General features: G+C 59.4%; 9 protein-coding genes and 6 pseudogenes. 6 read left to right on the top strand and 9 right to left on the bottom strand.

The genetic code is table 11. The features are described from left to right. Positions 1-570: 570 nt before the first annotated feature. Positions 571-927 carry a hypothetical protein gene (locus I6F28_RS36520; protein ID WP_225143783.1) on the bottom strand — a complete coding sequence of 119 codons (357 nt, stop codon included), beginning with the start codon at positions 925-927 and terminating at the stop codon, positions 571-573. A gap of 668 nt (positions 928-1,595) precedes the next feature. Here I6F28_RS36520 and I6F28_RS36515 point away from each other — a divergent pair. Next, positions 1,596-1,814: an addiction module antidote protein, HigA family gene (locus I6F28_RS36515; protein ID WP_225143781.1), complete on the top strand. Its 219-nt coding sequence runs from the start codon at positions 1,596-1,598 to the stop codon at positions 1,812-1,814. A gap of 672 nt (positions 1,815-2,486) precedes the next feature. Then, on the top strand, positions 2,487-2,702 hold the full coding sequence (locus I6F28_RS36510) for a hypothetical protein (protein ID WP_225143779.1): 216 nt from the start codon (positions 2,487-2,489) through the stop codon (positions 2,700-2,702). A gap of 927 nt (positions 2,703-3,629) precedes the next feature. On the opposite strand, the pseudogene I6F28_RS36505 reads toward I6F28_RS36510, so the two are convergent. Then, positions 3,630-3,818: pseudogene (locus I6F28_RS36505) on the bottom strand (transposase); the annotation flags it as partial. A 697-nt stretch (positions 3,819-4,515) separates the two neighbouring features. On the opposite strand from I6F28_RS36505, the gene I6F28_RS36500 reads away from it, so the two are divergent. Further along, a complete protein-coding gene (locus I6F28_RS36500; protein ID WP_225143777.1) occupies positions 4,516-4,812 on the top strand; it encodes a hypothetical protein in 297 nt (98 codons plus the stop codon). 642 nt (positions 4,813-5,454) lie between these two features. Here I6F28_RS36500 and I6F28_RS36495 read toward each other — a convergent pair. Next, a pseudogene (locus tag I6F28_RS36495) lies at positions 5,455-5,935 on the bottom strand (IS21 family transposase); the annotation flags it as partial. 105 nt (positions 5,936-6,040) lie between these two features. Here I6F28_RS36495 and I6F28_RS36490 point away from each other — a divergent pair. Further along, positions 6,041-6,966: pseudogene (locus I6F28_RS36490) on the top strand (IS30 family transposase); the annotation flags it as partial. 7 nt (positions 6,967-6,973) lie between these two features. Here I6F28_RS36490 and I6F28_RS36485 read toward each other — a convergent pair. From I6F28_RS36485 to I6F28_RS36475, 3 genes and pseudogenes are all read right to left on the bottom strand, one after another. Continuing rightward, a pseudogene (locus I6F28_RS36485) lies at positions 6,974-7,317 on the bottom strand (IS30 family transposase); the annotation flags it as partial. Between the two features lie 266 nt (positions 7,318-7,583). Then, on the bottom strand, positions 7,584-8,771 hold the full coding sequence (locus tag I6F28_RS36480) for an adenine nucleotide alpha hydrolase family protein (RefSeq protein WP_225143775.1): 1,188 nt from the start codon (positions 8,769-8,771) through the stop codon (positions 7,584-7,586). A 78-nt stretch (positions 8,772-8,849) separates the two neighbouring features. Next, complete coding sequence (locus I6F28_RS36475; RefSeq protein WP_225143773.1) at positions 8,850-9,170, bottom strand: hypothetical protein; 321 nt, start codon at positions 9,168-9,170, stop codon at positions 8,850-8,852. A 435-nt stretch (positions 9,171-9,605) separates the two neighbouring features. Here I6F28_RS36475 and I6F28_RS36470 point away from each other — a divergent pair, with 435 nt between their 5' ends. Together I6F28_RS36470 and I6F28_RS36465 are read left to right on the top strand one after the other, a co-directional pair. Next, positions 9,606-10,175 (top strand): ABC transporter ATP-binding protein, encoded by a 570-nt coding sequence (locus I6F28_RS36470; protein ID WP_225143771.1) that lies wholly within the window; start codon positions 9,606-9,608, stop codon positions 10,173-10,175. Between the two features lie 2 nt (positions 10,176-10,177). Further along, a complete protein-coding gene (locus I6F28_RS36465; RefSeq protein WP_225143768.1) occupies positions 10,178-11,302 on the top strand; it encodes an ABC transporter ATP-binding protein in 1,125 nt (374 codons plus the stop codon). Positions 11,303-12,437: 1,135 nt separating this feature from the next. Here the strand turns inward: I6F28_RS36465 and I6F28_RS36460 are convergent. The 3 genes and pseudogenes from I6F28_RS36460 to I6F28_RS36450 form a co-directional block, all read right to left on the bottom strand. Next, positions 12,438-12,521, bottom strand: a pseudogene (locus I6F28_RS36460) (IS66 family transposase zinc-finger binding domain-containing protein); the annotation flags it as partial. Continuing rightward, positions 12,518-12,721 carry a cold-shock protein gene (locus I6F28_RS36455; protein ID WP_225143784.1) on the bottom strand — a complete coding sequence of 68 codons (204 nt, stop codon included), beginning with the start codon at positions 12,719-12,721 and terminating at the stop codon, positions 12,518-12,520. The gene I6F28_RS36455 and the pseudogene I6F28_RS36460, both read right to left, overlap by 4 nt. A 1,503-nt stretch (positions 12,722-14,224) precedes the next feature. Further along, a pseudogene (locus I6F28_RS36450) lies at positions 14,225-14,459 on the bottom strand (IS701 family transposase); the annotation flags it as partial.

The following is a 14,459-nucleotide window of genomic DNA, read 5'->3' as shown; positions in this document are numbered from 1 at the left end:
TGCAGGCGCTTCGTGGCGGGCTACAGGGTCAAGGTGTTCGCTTTGGTCTGAAAACTGATGGCCGACCGGGGCACTGTCCGTCCCAGTTGGTCCCGCCGAACTTCGGACTGCAGGCTCACGCTCGCGTCGCCAAATTGCCCCGACAACGTGCTGCCCATCACGGCCCAGCGCATTCTCTTGCACGCACGGCCTGTACGCGATGGCGGCATTCATCCGACCTGCTAAGCACACAGAAATTTCGCTGGCGTATTGAACAGCAGGCAAGCGGGCCTTTTAATCGATCGTCTTCCTTCGGACGCGCACCCGTTCTCCAACACGCCGTGCGCGATTGAGGCTCGAAAACTACGCAATCACGAGCTCGACCATCTCCATCTCAGAATCACTGAGCCTCACGAGGAGGAGCATTCGCATGGGTAGTCGAGCATGTAGCGAAGCTGGACTGGGGTGATTGTCAGGCTTGCCAAAGGTCCGTTCACCTCGGAGGTAATAGAGCGCCATCGACCCTATTTCACGCTTGGCGAATTGCTCAGCTTGCCGCAGATGACGGCCCGCTCTAAATGATCTTATCTCTCAGCCTTTGCTGAACGATTTCGACCAGAACTGCTCCGCGAAATCCAGATGGCACTTCATCACGTCCGAGGGAGTTTTGGAATTGGCAAGATTCTTCAGAAGATTGACCTGAGCGTGCAGAGAGGAAGCAGCCAGCTTTGACCCGTCCTTCAACGCCGCAGCGAACAGGTCTGTTGTCTCTTCGAGGGATTTTTTCCATTCCGGAGACGCAAATGAACGGCTTGATGCAGCCCTCGCTGATTCTCCAACATCGTGCGTGGTGCCTCCCGCTTCAGAGGCTGAAGCCTGGGCGGCCCGTTCGGGCTCTGGATGGGTCTTCCGTTCGCGTTTCTCGTATTCGGGACTTCTCGCGGTCATTCAACGTCTCTCCGTCTGAACAGGATCGCAGCTCGCTGCGTGGTCTAGATCCGACCAAGAGCTTCGGAAAGTACCACAACCGGCAACATGTCGAACCTATCTCATTTGGTAGCACTTGCTCATCGGGATTGCTTAAGCGGATATCCCCACCATTTGCGGGGTATGCGAACGACCGCGAGATTTGACTGAGAATTTCCTGCACGGCATGAAGAACGTTGGCGGCAAGGAAGTCGAGAAGGTCCGCGTTCTAACACTCGACGAACTGAAGCCTTCTTTGCGATCCTGAACGATGAGGAAGCGGGCATCACGGATGGAACGCGCTTGGCGCTGAAAGTCCGTATTGCTGACAGCCCAGCGCCGGGGCGAAGTCGCGAGCATGATGCGTTCCGAGCTTCACGGCCTACACGGGGAAAAGCCCCACTCGGATCATTCCCGCTGTACGGACGAAGAACAAGAAAGCGGAGCACACAGTCCCGCTCTTCCCGACTGCCGTCAAGTTGATCGAGGCGGCCTTGGAGATCGGCAAGCCAGAGAAGGGAGAGGACCAAGGCAACAGACCCGTCGTTGCCAGTCGCTAAGGCGATGCATTCAAGGTTGACTTTGAACAGTACCACTGAACGCAGAATACCGAATAAGCCATGAGGGCTCCGACATGCTGGAGAGCATCAATGGCAGAGCAGAAGGCTAAGCGCGATCCTAACCGCTGCCCGTCTCATCCGGGCGCCGTCCTTGATGAAATTCTACAGTACATCAGGAAGTCTAAGGCCGAGATTGCAGAAGCGCTGGGATTCCAGGCAGCATCTGCACGACATCCTCGCGGAGAAGAAGCCGGTCAGTCCGAAGCCGCCCGGATTGGAAAGCCGGTCGGCAACGGCCCGGCCATCTAGCTTCGTTTGCAGGCAGCCCCCGATGCGTGGCACGCCGACGCGAAGTTGATGTCAGCGAGATCAAGATGCTGGAACCGGCTTAGGGCGACGAGTCCGGGTGCGGGGTCGCCCAAACGGTGTCGCAAGCGATGGTAGCCAGCCCGTCCTCGAAGACCGGGGCTGGCCACCTTTCCGCCCGAGAGGTTCAAATTCCCCAAGGTGCTACCATTGTATGGTGGAGAAGAACTGGAGAGCACCTACCAGTACCGGTGGGTTGCCGCGCCCCGCGTGCATGTCATATTGAAGCGCTCGGCCCGCAACTGTTCGAGCTGGCTCCGCTCATAGGAGTAACCGCCGTGCCTAGGACCGATGTGGTAGCGGCAATCCAAGCATTCACGGACTACGCCCGTAGGCCAAGCCATACCCCGGCAGAAGACACCTAGGGGCCACAGCGAACTGAAGAGCAGCTGGCCGCTCGGCGATTCCGGGTTGAAGTTATCTGCACAAAAATGTACGCGGTGGCGGAGTGCCCTCTTTCGACCTTAGCCGAATTCGAGGCGCTCAGACGCGAGATGGGAAAAGATTTTCCCCCAACGCCACCCGCTTTACTCAACCATGTAATGGACGCATTTTTACGTTGTGGGTCCTACCCGCGCGGCCGGATGACCGACCCTTAATCGTGGACGGAGCCGGATGATGCTTGGCACGTTCTCGCTGCAAAAGATCGACCACGCTATACGCGACTTAGAACAAAAAGTCGCCCACGGCGCGGAAATCAGCCGCGAGGAGCTTGCGAGCGGACTGCGGATTACGAAGCATCTTCGAGATGAACTCGAAGTGGCGCTCAAGGTGATCGATGGCCTAAAGGATCATACCGGTCCCGGGTCGACAGGCCGCTCAAGGTGGTAGCCGCGACCTAAACAGCGGGAACGTTAGCGGCCACGTGGCTCGGCGCCCGCTTGGAGAAAAAGCGCTCTCCCTACCACGCGCCAGCCTCAAACAGCGGAAGAAGCTGGCGGTGGGATACATTCATCGCAAAAAGCCGTGGCACAACTACCAGAACCGGGGTTGCAGCCTCGCGGGGCTCGGGGATCAGCCTCAGATCGCAGGCAGTGCGGGTGAGACTCGGCGCCGTTCGGTTGCGCCGGAGCGGACGCTGTCCCTGCCCCGCCCGCACTGCCGATAGTTAGCGGTCACGTGACTCGGCGCTCAAGTAACCCCCACGCATACACAGGGGAAGCGCTGTCCCTGCCACGCGCCGCTAACCCCCACACGGCCAGCCTCAAAGCAGCGGCAGAAGCTGACCGGGAGGTCATCGCTCGCAGAACGAGCGTAACTTACAGAACCGGGAATGGCCCGTGATTTAGAAGCAGTGGGCGCGACACGGTGCCGGCCGACCAGGGGGGCTGAGTTGAAGCACCTGCCGCATCCGCACTGCTGGTGAGTTTAGCGGAAGGTGACACTCCACCCCACTGCTCTGGAAACCACAGCAATGTCCGTGCCACCCCCGCTAAACCCAACAACCAATTATTGGGACTAGCTTACTGAAAGCTGACGAGACTGCGCGCCCATTCACAAAACGAAAAGCGGCCCACGGGGCCGCTTGCCGTGGAGACAATAAAGACGTTCAGGCCGCAGACGAAAGGCGTTCGGCTCGCTTACGATCAGCGGCAGCCGCACCACGACGACGGCCCGGATCGGCAGTTCTGTGCGTCAAGTTCAGCAAAATCGATCATGGGATCCGGCCGAGCCATCCCCTCGGAGCCGCCGTCGCTCGCTTGCGCAAAAGCGTAGCCCTAGCGAGCGACGGCGGCGGAGAGGGGGGCGTGCATCCCCTTGGTGGGCCTGAGCATCGTCAGGCCGCCGGCGTAGCGCGCGATGGTCCTCGAGCCAGGCCTCATGGCGCTCGACGGTCAGCGCCCGTACCAGCCTTAAACAGCTCTCGGCATTGGGGAGGATTCGCACGACATAGGTGCGCCGCCTGATCTCCTCGTTGAGGCGATCGAGCAAATTGGTGAGATGTCTCGGTGCCAACGTTCCCGCTGCGGTGTTCTACATCGTGGAGTATGGTGCGACCATCGGGACAGCGGCACCGGGAGCACGAAGTGCGGGCAGGCCGATGTTATTCCAGAGCCGAGAGCTCGAGTTAGTAGCTGGCGGCCGCCTCCGTGATGGGCTCGAGTATCCGGAGGTCACGCGGGTCGAACTCGATCGAGCGGCGCCCCCTCCACCGGCGTATCGGCGCGGCCCGCGCCCATCTGCGCCATGTGCACCGCGATTCTCCGCGCGCGCTCACCTGCTGCGGACCTCACCATCGAGATCGAGCTCGGAGGGGGATGGCATCCGCTGCGAGACTCATGCCCAGGGCACGGCCGTCGAGAGGTGTCCGGGGCTGGAGGACATCTGCATTGTGCAGCGCGTCGTCGGTCATAAGGTCACCTGCAGGCGGTACGATCGCGCGAACGATGTTCTTGTCGATATCGCCCCTCCAGCCTGGAGGTCGGGAGTAATGAGATGGGGGAGTAATGACATGGATTGGCGCCGCGACCTCATGCTGTGGCACCCGCGTCTGTTCCTCACGACGGCCTAGGAGCCTAGCCGCTCGTTCGGCTACCCGCACTGCGATCGAGGGTGGCAGGATATCCTGGTCCGGCTCTGTCGCAGGATCGAAGTCGCGCTCCGCGACGGCGAGACCTTCGAATTCGTCCGCATCAAGCAGAAGATGGGCATCCTGCTCGTCGACTGGGACACCGAAGCCTCGAAGTCCACCGAGTCCGCGATCGGCCATGCAGTTGACCTGGCCGTCGCCCGCTCCGCCTGCACCTGCGAGATTTGCGGCGCGGAAGGCCGGCTGCATGCCAACAAAGGGTGGCTCGAAACCCGCTGCGCAGAGCACGCGGCCGGCGATCCAGTGCCGCCCCGCTTGGGGCAGCGCTTCGACAACGTCCGCCGGCTGCGCCGCTGGCGAGGCCAGGCCAGCGTTTACTACGCGCTTACGACCGCGACGCCGACACTTTGACCGAGGTGCCGCCGCCCTCGCCGCAGCAGGAGCGCTAAGATGGCCAGATTTCGCTGTAGCGCCTAGGACCAGCAAGGCGAGTTCACCTACCATCCGACGCAGCACGATGCCCTCGCTGCGTCTCGAACGAGGTCGTTTTCGCGCCGGCCATCGACGACTTTATTCGAGGCGATGGCGTCAGCCGGGCCTCTCGACCGTGCGGCTCTGGACCATGTCCGACATTCATGTCGAGCTCACCCGCGGCTGACCTCCAGGCACCGGCAGACCGTCCGGCCTTCGACGTCATGGTGGTTGCTGGCGACCTCGCCTACGGTGCGGACATCGACCGTACCCTCGGGAGGCTAAGGCCGCCGCGGCCGCCAGCAACGTGTTCGTGCTGCAGAACGAGACTATCCGCCTCGGCGGGCGTGACGTTCGCCGGCGCGACGCTCTGGACCGATTCGCGATCAATGGCGACGAGCATCGTGCGATGACGACCGCCGCTGAGCGCATGAACTATTTCAGGAGGATCAGGATGTCAGCCTGTCGGCAGCGTTTCCTGCCGCATAACGCCGCCACTCGGCATTTCAAGTCAGTAGCTTTTCTGAAGGCTGAGATGCGCAAGTCGTGCCGAAGGCACGCTGGTGATTTTCACTCATCACCGGCCTTGAGGTTGTCGCAGACCACGAACGTCGGGGCCCCGCCGAGAAAGGCGAACAGGTGACGTGCGCCCGGATCCAGTCGGCCAATCCCTCGCTCGCGCAGGCCTCGGCGTAGGTATAGTTCGAAGCGCCCATCGCTGCCACCAACAGCTTCATCGGCTGCACTTCCGCGGTCAAGGAGTCGATGACGTCGATGGTGTCGCCGGCGAAATCGACGAACACCTGCTCGCCACCCAGATGGGGCTGCCGCGTTGACGGCCGGGCCCGTCCCTTCCAGGCCTCGTAGGGTCGTGCAGAACCAGGTGTATCCGAAACCGTCGGGATTGCCTGCGCGGTACTCCTCGCAGAGCAAGCGGCGGGTCACATTGCGCCGGCGCAGCTCCTGATGTCTAGGGTGCGCGCGATGGCCTGCGCCGGCAGGCCTTATGTTTTAGCCGAAGAACTTCCTTGATCCGGCGCATCGACAATCTCTGGGTAGGCATCGGGCTTCCTCGTTAACGACGAGGCCCATCCCTAAGCCGGTTGAGTTGTCGGCCGAAGCAGTGCTAGGCTCCGAAAACCTTGCTCACGATCCCGCGAAACACACACGCACTTATGCGGCGGAGAGACTTGCCGGCGGCGTTGTAGCCCCGAGCGGAGCCTATATTCCGGGCCCCGCCGTTCGGTGGAACGGCCGCCGGCATGGCCGGCGAAAGGATCGACGATAGGCCAAAGCATGGAGCCCTGAGCAGATTGCCCGACGCTTGCCGATCGACTTCCCGGACGACAAGACGATGCGCATCAGCCACGAAGCCATTTATCAGGTCTCTCTTCGTACAGGGCCGCGGTGTACTACGCAGCGAGCTGACGGCCTGCTTGCGAACCGGGCGCGTGTTGCGCGTGCCCAGGGCGCGCGCACGCAGGCGAGGCAAGAACTTCGTCTCGCCGGCGATCATGATCAGTGAGCGCCCCGCTGAAGCGGCCGATCGAGCAGTGCCGGGACATTGGGAGGGAGACCTCATTCTCGGTCTTGGCAGCTCGGCGATCGGCACGTTGGTCGAGCGCACGACGCGCTTCACAATGCTACTGCACCTTCCCCGGCTGGCGGGCATGGCGAAGTTCCACGTAAGAAGAACGGACCTGCACTCGCGGGACACGGAGTGGAAGCCGTGCGTGACGCGATCTCGCGCACCATCATCACTTTGCCCGAAGAGCTACGTCGCACGCTGACTTGGGATCAAAGGAGCGGAAATGGCTCAGCACGACCGCCTCAAGATCGATGCGGGTATCCAAGTCTACTTCTGCGATCCTCAAAGCCCTTGGCAACACGGCACTAACGAGAACACCAACGGCTTGCTGCAGCAGTACTTCCCGAAAGGCACAGACCTGAGCATCCACAGCGCCGACGAGATATCCGCTGTAGCAGGGGTCCTGAATGCCCGACCGAGGAAGACACTGGGCTGGAAAACGCCGACAGAAGCGCTTGACGAATTATATCATGAGTGAAAAATTGGGCGCTGCGACGACCGTTTGAATCCGCCCTCGTCCGGGAAGTCGATCGACAAGCGTCGGGCAATCTGCTCAGACTTCCATGCCTTGGCCCATCGTCGATCCTTTCGCTGGCCATGCCGGCGGCCGTTCCACCGAACGGTGGGACCAGCAATACAAGCTCCGCTCGAGGCTACAACACTGCCGGAAAGTCTCTCCGCCACATAAGTGCGCAAGGCTGCGTTGGGCGCAAGCTTAGGCGGCTTGGGCCGGCGGGCAGATCGGTCTGTTGCCATTGTGCAGTTGTGGCCCGATAATCCAACCCGCCGCCGCGGGTAGCCGCGTTCCGCCGCGATTCACGGGAGACCTCCGCACGGGTGAGAGCACGTGCCACATTGCCGCATCTGCAGGGTTGGCTTCGCCATTCGGCAGAACAAGGAGGCGCTTGCAATCGCCATTCCGAGTATCGTCGTGAATCGCGACTTGCCCGATCGCCTTGTAGAGCGCCGTGCGCGCGCAACTCGACTTCACCTCGTAGATTTCGCGAAAGACGCCGCCCGGTCTGGTCCCCGAGATCAACATAGCTGTCCTTGAAAAATGGTCTTAAGCGGTAGCTGCAATGAACGGTACTTTGCGGAAGTCCCATGGCTGATAATGGCGAAATCAACAGAGTTGCCGAACGAAACGTTCCGCCCATAAAAAACGAACCAAGGTGCTCGTTGCGGAAAGTTCGTGTGTTGTTATCACCCTGTTCAAAAGCGCCATGACAGCCTCCTGCGAAACCAGGCCGAAGTCGGCTAAGGCGCAAGAAGCAAGCTGTGATGAAATTATGTCCGCACGAGCCGCAATCGCCCTTGGCAGCACAAGCGCGAAAGTCTCCTTTGCGTAACCGCGTGGAAATACGTCAGAGCCCAAGCGCTCACGCAAATAAGAACGGAGAAGTTCCTTGCCCGAGCGAAGTGCAAACGGAAGCTTAGCTCCAAAATTAATCAATCTCGGATCGCCGAATGGGCGGATGGGCCAAAGTCCTCGCGTCGCGAGTGGGCGAGCATGACAAAGACTTGCCAGCAGAGTTGTGGATAGAGTGGCGCTGATGGGGGCGCTAAAAAGGAAGGATGAATGAGCGGCGTCGAGCCCGCGTTTCGTCAACAGGTCTTCTGCAAGTCCAAGCGCGATATCCAGGTGGGGTGAAGACGGAGATTTGGGTTCCTCCTCGTCGTTGCTGAAGCGAGCGCAAAGCTCGTCTCCTCCTATGCCGCTCCAGATTATTTCGCAGCCATCACCGCGAAACCGATCCCAGAGTGACCCGAACGCCTCGAGGTAATACTCTGAAATGAGTGGCAAGCGTCCTTTCAGGTCAAGATCTAGATCAATCGTAGGCATGTGGGCGTGCATTTCAACTTCGTGATCGCGGCAATTCAGTGCGCTCAAAATGCTCGCTCGGCGGTCAATCTGCTTGGGGCTACTCCCGTCGCCCAATAGTATCCCGCCACATGCCAGCGATGCTACGCTCTTGCTAACAGCAATTGCGACGGAAGCGGAGTCCATTCCTCCGCTCAGCTCCACAGCGCTTGCGCAGAAGGCCGTCGGCCGTGAACGAACAACCGCCTGAAGAGTATCAGAAAACTCAAGGGCATGATTGCTCTTCTCTCGTCCATTGAGCTCAGGGGCTGATGAAGTTGTCGCGCCGTACTCAAATGACGTCTCCGATCTGTCGACGTACAAGGTGGCGCCAGCAGTCAGCAGGTTAACGCCAACGCAGGCCTGTCGCGCAGAGTAGAACGTTCTCATAGATAGATGATGGGCTATAATTTCTGCATCAATCGCTCGCGATTTATCCAAAAGATCCACGAAATCCCAGGAAAGCGTAACCGTACGAGTGCGTTCCTCCACGTGGAAGTAAATTGGGAGGCTGCCTATATGACCTGCTCATACACGCAACCGGGGACCCCGGCGAGCGGCCTCGATCACGATAAAATCGAGCGGCCAGTGCATGCAGTCTTGGTAGTGCTGACGAAACTGATCCGTGGACGCATGGGCTATGGGGACCGAATGGACGCCAGTCCCGTCCGCCACCCCTTGACGCTCGCGTATGACGAAGAACCATTGCTCAGAGTTCGTCACTAACGAGCTCTCAAGGCTCTTATGTTGGAATGGCCAGATGTAGCTTTCACCAAACTCTATCGAACTGCCTTTGGCAAAAGGATCGAAGTTTTCCAAATCGGCTATTTTCAGAGTGGCCTTGAGCATTTGTTCCTCGACTTAAACGTTACCGCCTCTCGTGTGAGCGGCGGTAACCGAGTGACGAATGATCTTAAAGGTAGCCCTGGTTAGCGCTGTCGTTAGGGAAAGGAGCCTTCTCTCCCTCAATTGTGGGAGGTGGCAGCACCGGTAAGGGGAGGTCAGTTGTATCGGGCCGCGATGGCCGCTTAGGCGTGTCTGCAGTTGCGCTCTTCATGTCAATCTCCGGGTGATCGGGCTTCTCGTCGTCTCAAGTCGAGGTTTCAGTAAAAGCAAGAGTGGCGCGGCAACGTGCCGAGTCACAATAGAAAGTCTCTCATGTAGAAGGCGGGCGACAACCCACCAATGTCGGCAGTTGAAAGACCGTGCTGGACAGAATTGGGTTGGTGTCTAGTAATGGTGAACGGCAGCAAACCGCACAGCCGCAACTTTACGTGAGATCGTATGGAATTCAGATCGCAAGGCCATGTCAGCTCTCTAAGTGCAAGCAAAGCCCCATTTTCTGGATCCGCCGCAGATCAGGTCAACGACAGCGTATTGTCGCCGGCTTCCGAAATTCTGCATGCGTACTGGCGATCCGATCGGCGCTTGCTTCTCATCGTTGCGGCGGTGGTGCTGATCTCCAGCGCCAGCAGCCTCGCAGGCCCCTATGTATTTTCGTGTCTCATTGATGGTCTTCCGCGCAGCGAAGACATGTCGGCGGTTGCTTGGGGTTTCGCAGGATATGCAGTTTTGATCGGCGTAGCCTCTGCATTGCAGCGCATGCTGCAGTATCTCTCCTTAATGGCAGCCGAGAACCTGGGCTTCATTGCTGCAACTCGCTTCTTCGATCGCATCTTAAGGAAAACCGCAGCCTTTTTTCTTGAGTGCAATCCGGCGGAGATACAGAGTGCGGCCGCTCGCGGGCGCAGCGCATTGACGACGTTGGTCCAGCTTGGGATTGTCGTCTTCATCCCTGCTGCATCCAGATCGCTGCAATCGTCGCCGTTTATGGAGCAATCGCGATTGGGTTGAGCTTGAGTTCCACGCGTCAGGCACGCGCGTTCCTGGATGCGGCGGTCGAAGCCGGACAGGAGAATGCTCGGTTCGTCGGCAACGTCATGAACGCGATGGACGCGTTGCGCCATTTCGGCAGTCACTCCTGGATGAACGAACGCTTTATGATAAGGGCGCGGGAGGTGCGTGATAACTGGCGAGCCTACGTGTTGCACCGACTGGTTTACATCGCCGTGCTCGGCCTCGCCGTCGCGCTACAATTTGCGGTCACACTTCTCCTTCTTATACCTGAATATCACGCCGGCGCGGTCACGATCGGCGGTATGGTGCTATTCAATACGCTTCTGCTTCAGCTCAATATGCCCTTTGAGACGGTCGCGAGGGCGATCTCTGACGTGGCGCGGTTGCGAGCCGACCTCATCCCTTTAGGTAGACTGTGGGCCGCACCAGAAGAGCGGCAAGCATCTCATGCTCACGATTTCAAGCCCTCCGCTGGCCAGCTCTCTTTCGAGAGCGTTGGTTATGCCTACGACAACGGACGCGGCGTTACCAACGTCTCGTTTAAGGCCGGGCGCGGCGGGATTACCTTTCTTGTGGGTAAAACCGGATCGGGGAAGTCCACGATCTTTAAGCTTGCCCTGAAATCGATTGAGCCCGACTACGGCCGAATTCTCGTCGATGGAACCGATATAGCAAGCGTCGATCGCGCGGATTGGTATGCCGCAGTTGCTCTCGTACCGCAGGACGTGATGTTGCTCAATGAGTCGCTAGCTGACAACATTTTGTTAGGACGGCCCCGCGACGAGGCACGCCTTCGCGGTGCCTCGAAAGAAGCCGCTATTCTGCCGTTGATCGAGGCGCTACCAGAAGGATTTGAAACGACCGTTGGAGAACGCGGCTTGAAGCTTTCCGGCGGGGAGCGGCAGCGCGTTGCTATTGCCCGCGCGCTCTATGGCCAGCCGGCGATCCTTCTTCTCGACGAGGCGAGCTCCGCACTCGACGAACGTACTGAGCGGGACATTATGGACCATATACGCACCCTGGCTGAGGATGTAACTGTGCTAGCGATTACTCATCGGAGAGGTGTCATCTCTGCGAGCGACGTCGTGGTCGATCTGACTGACTGCGGATTGTCGGTGACTTAGACGAACGTGCCGCAGCCGTTTCGTAAGACGCCGAGTTTTAGCCCCCAGCATGCCCACGAGCACGACTAGCCGCTCCGCTGTCGGATGCGATCATCGTTGTCGTAGTGAATCTGTCTGTAGATGTCAGCGACAAACTCGCCGAGGGAAGAGAAGCGGACCGGAATCGCCGAGGTCGATCTTGAATTTGTCGTAGAAACTCTCCCGGCACCCATTCTCCAGTGACGGCCTTTCTTCGAGCGGGAGATGGCGATATTGAGCGACACAAGGAAGACGCGGGTAGCTTTCGCGTTGTACTCGGCACCGTTCTCGGGACGAACGATCGCGGGACGGCCGTGCGCAAGGAGCGCATTGCCGAGAGCGGGTAGCGCAAGAATTCCCCGATCTGCCGCCGCAGCGCATGGTCGCGCTCCTACAAACGTGGAGACTGAAACGCCGAGCGATTGCGCGCGCCTCGCGTGCGGCCACGCCGGCGTCTCTCATCTCGTTTTGGGCCTGTTAAGTTTCAGGGTGACGAGGCGGACCATCCTCAGGAGCTCGTCGTCTCCCCTCGGAGCTTGGCAATCTCCATGACGGAACGGCCACTTGATACCGTGCCCGCGATTAAAGAACGGGCGACTCATTAAGCCAGGCTCGAAAGGTGAAGCAGTAAAGAACGCGCAAAGGGCGTTGATTGAGCGACACTATCTTCATCCTGGAACAGACGACGGCATCTTCGGACCGGTGACCCTGAGACTGCGGTGAAGGCATTCCAAGCATCCCACTTTGATTTCGGTGGTAATCCGTTGAAGGCTGACGGAATTGTCGGCCCCAAGACGTGGGCCGCGCTCTGGAGTTGATCGAGCGTGTTTCAGCTTCGACAGGAACCTAAAGGTTATTCAAGGGGCGATGACCGCTTATCAGCCCCGGGGGAGGGCGGAGGGCGCTTCCTCTACAATTCAAGCTCCTTAAGCGTAGGTTGTTTCGAGAATCAGACTGCCAGCGAGCACCAGTGACAACGTTCCCGTTTACTTAGAATCCCCGAGAGCTTCGTCATGTAACCAACTATGGCTTCGAATGGTGCACCCACCTCCACTTGGTCGCTCCCGCGACGAGTTCCGTATCCCCGCCTTAGTCGATTGTTCAGCGGGATGCCGAAGGCATACTTGGGACGGTGTCTGACGATGACACGGAACTTCGCCGGCTCCCCATCCAGACGCTCCGACACCTCCTCGCCGATCAGCACCTTCTGCTTGCCGGCATGCTCAGCCGACGCTTCCCGCTCGATGACAAAAGCGAAGATCGAATGTCACGCGTGCCCGGCACCAGATCAGCCCCTTCGCAGTCGCAAAGGCCCGATATGTGCACGAACAAATCTTTGCCGTTGCCGTCATCAGGCCGGATGAAGCCCCAGCCCTTTTCAACGTTGTACGACACTCCCATTCCAGTGTGCATCTTTGCTCCAACGTCTTGCGGCTCGATATTGCCGCCTGCTGCTCCCGAGCTGCGGGTGCACTTTCCGCTCCTAACTTGTCTCGAACGAAGAACTCGTGGACAGGCGGTCTCCTTTCCCGCTCAGGGAGACGCTGATGCTGTGCTACTTACACGGTTCGTTGGTATCCTCGTCCGATATGGCGGCGACGAGCGTGAGCGAATCCGATCGCCACCACTTGAACATCTGATTCACCTCGCCTCCACAGCAAACCGGCGGGGCGGGCCAGACGCTAGCGGCGACGCGGCGCCGAGCCCGCCCCTAAACATCACCGCATCTGGAGCATTCGGTGATGCTGCCCAGACCGAGCAAAGGCCGTGCCGAGTCGAGAATTGGAGGTTCTGCAGGCAGTTCGGAGCGGGGCTCTAGGGTCAGTTGTCGGGCTTGGTCTGAAAGCCGACAGTCGACGCGTTACTTGTGCGACCCTGCCCCGTCCTGCCGGACTTCGGACCAATGGCAACGATCACGTTCGCCTCGTCCGATCCAGGCTCGCGGTTCGCCCTCGGCACCTAGTCCGGACAAGCCAATGCAACCACCACCTTCTAACCGGTCGCAACAGCCGTCACCGCCGGGATTCGGACCGACCTATCGACGGACAAGCGCGACCCGTTGATGAGGCATGAAGCCGACATGCTGATCGGGAAATATCTCGCCGGGCGGCTGTGCGCCGGTGAATACGTGCACTGTTCATCCCTGTGGTTGAAGTTAGCGGGCACGTGACTCGGCACCTGATTGGTAGGTGGCGGCGACTTGGAGATCAGCCTTGGATTGTAGGCAGTGCGGGCGCGACTCGGCGTCATTCGGTTGCGCTGGAGCGGACGCTGTCCCTGCCACGCGCCGCTAAGCCCGAAACGGCCAGCCTCAAAGCAGCGGAAGAAGCTGACCGGGAAGGTCATCGCCTGCAGAGCGGATCGCATCTACCAGAACGGCATTTCGCCGTGATTTGGAAGCAGTGCGGGCCCGAGTGGGAGTCTACCGGCCGGGGAGGCTGAATTGAAGTCAAAGCACCTGTCGCGTCTTGATTGCCTGCTCCCGTTCCAAAGTGGCGATGATGGTCTGCTGGCTAGTGATTGTTAGGCAGACGGTCATAAGCGCCAGATCGGAACGGCTCGTTTCGCATCAAGACGCGCGACCAGCGATCAAGATGGGCGCCGCGGATGCCGCGACAAAATTCCGCCGTTGTACACCTAGACGGACCCTCGATTTCAGACTATCTCCCGAACGTCTCTGCAGAAATTGGCGGCGCTTCTTGTCAAACATGAAAAGTCCCTCGTATGGCGGCCAGTCGAGCTCTACGGCGGTGGCGGGTTGATCATTTCAAGTCGCTTTGCTTTAGACATGAGAAACCTCTTTCCGCTCTCGGGACAAGGCACGCAGTCGGATGCTGCTAGTCACTAAAATGGTGCACGGCGCCCTAGCACTACTTTGGCAGATTTGGTTTGTGCTGTGGTTTTTCACGGATTCGTCTTCTGCAGTGCGGGCCTCGCTGCGATGGCGGCCGAAGAATGAGATCGACGATGGCGTGGCGTACGGCGGGCATGGTTGGTTGAGGCGGAGGCCCATTGATTCTTTTTTTTCCGTCCCGCATGTGCGAGGCGACGGTGCTGCAAGAAGGCGTAGGCAATCATTGTCATCAGGGCGTGGCGATGAAGACCCTGCCATGATCGCCCTTCGAAGTGATCAAGCCCA

This window comes from Bradyrhizobium sp. NBAIM14 (genome assembly GCF_020193895.1).
Classification (GTDB): Bacteria; Pseudomonadota; Alphaproteobacteria; order Rhizobiales; family Xanthobacteraceae; genus Bradyrhizobium; species Bradyrhizobium yuanmingense.
The sequence above is the reverse complement of the archived record's forward strand: the minus strand, read 5'-3'. Positions and strand labels throughout refer to the sequence as shown.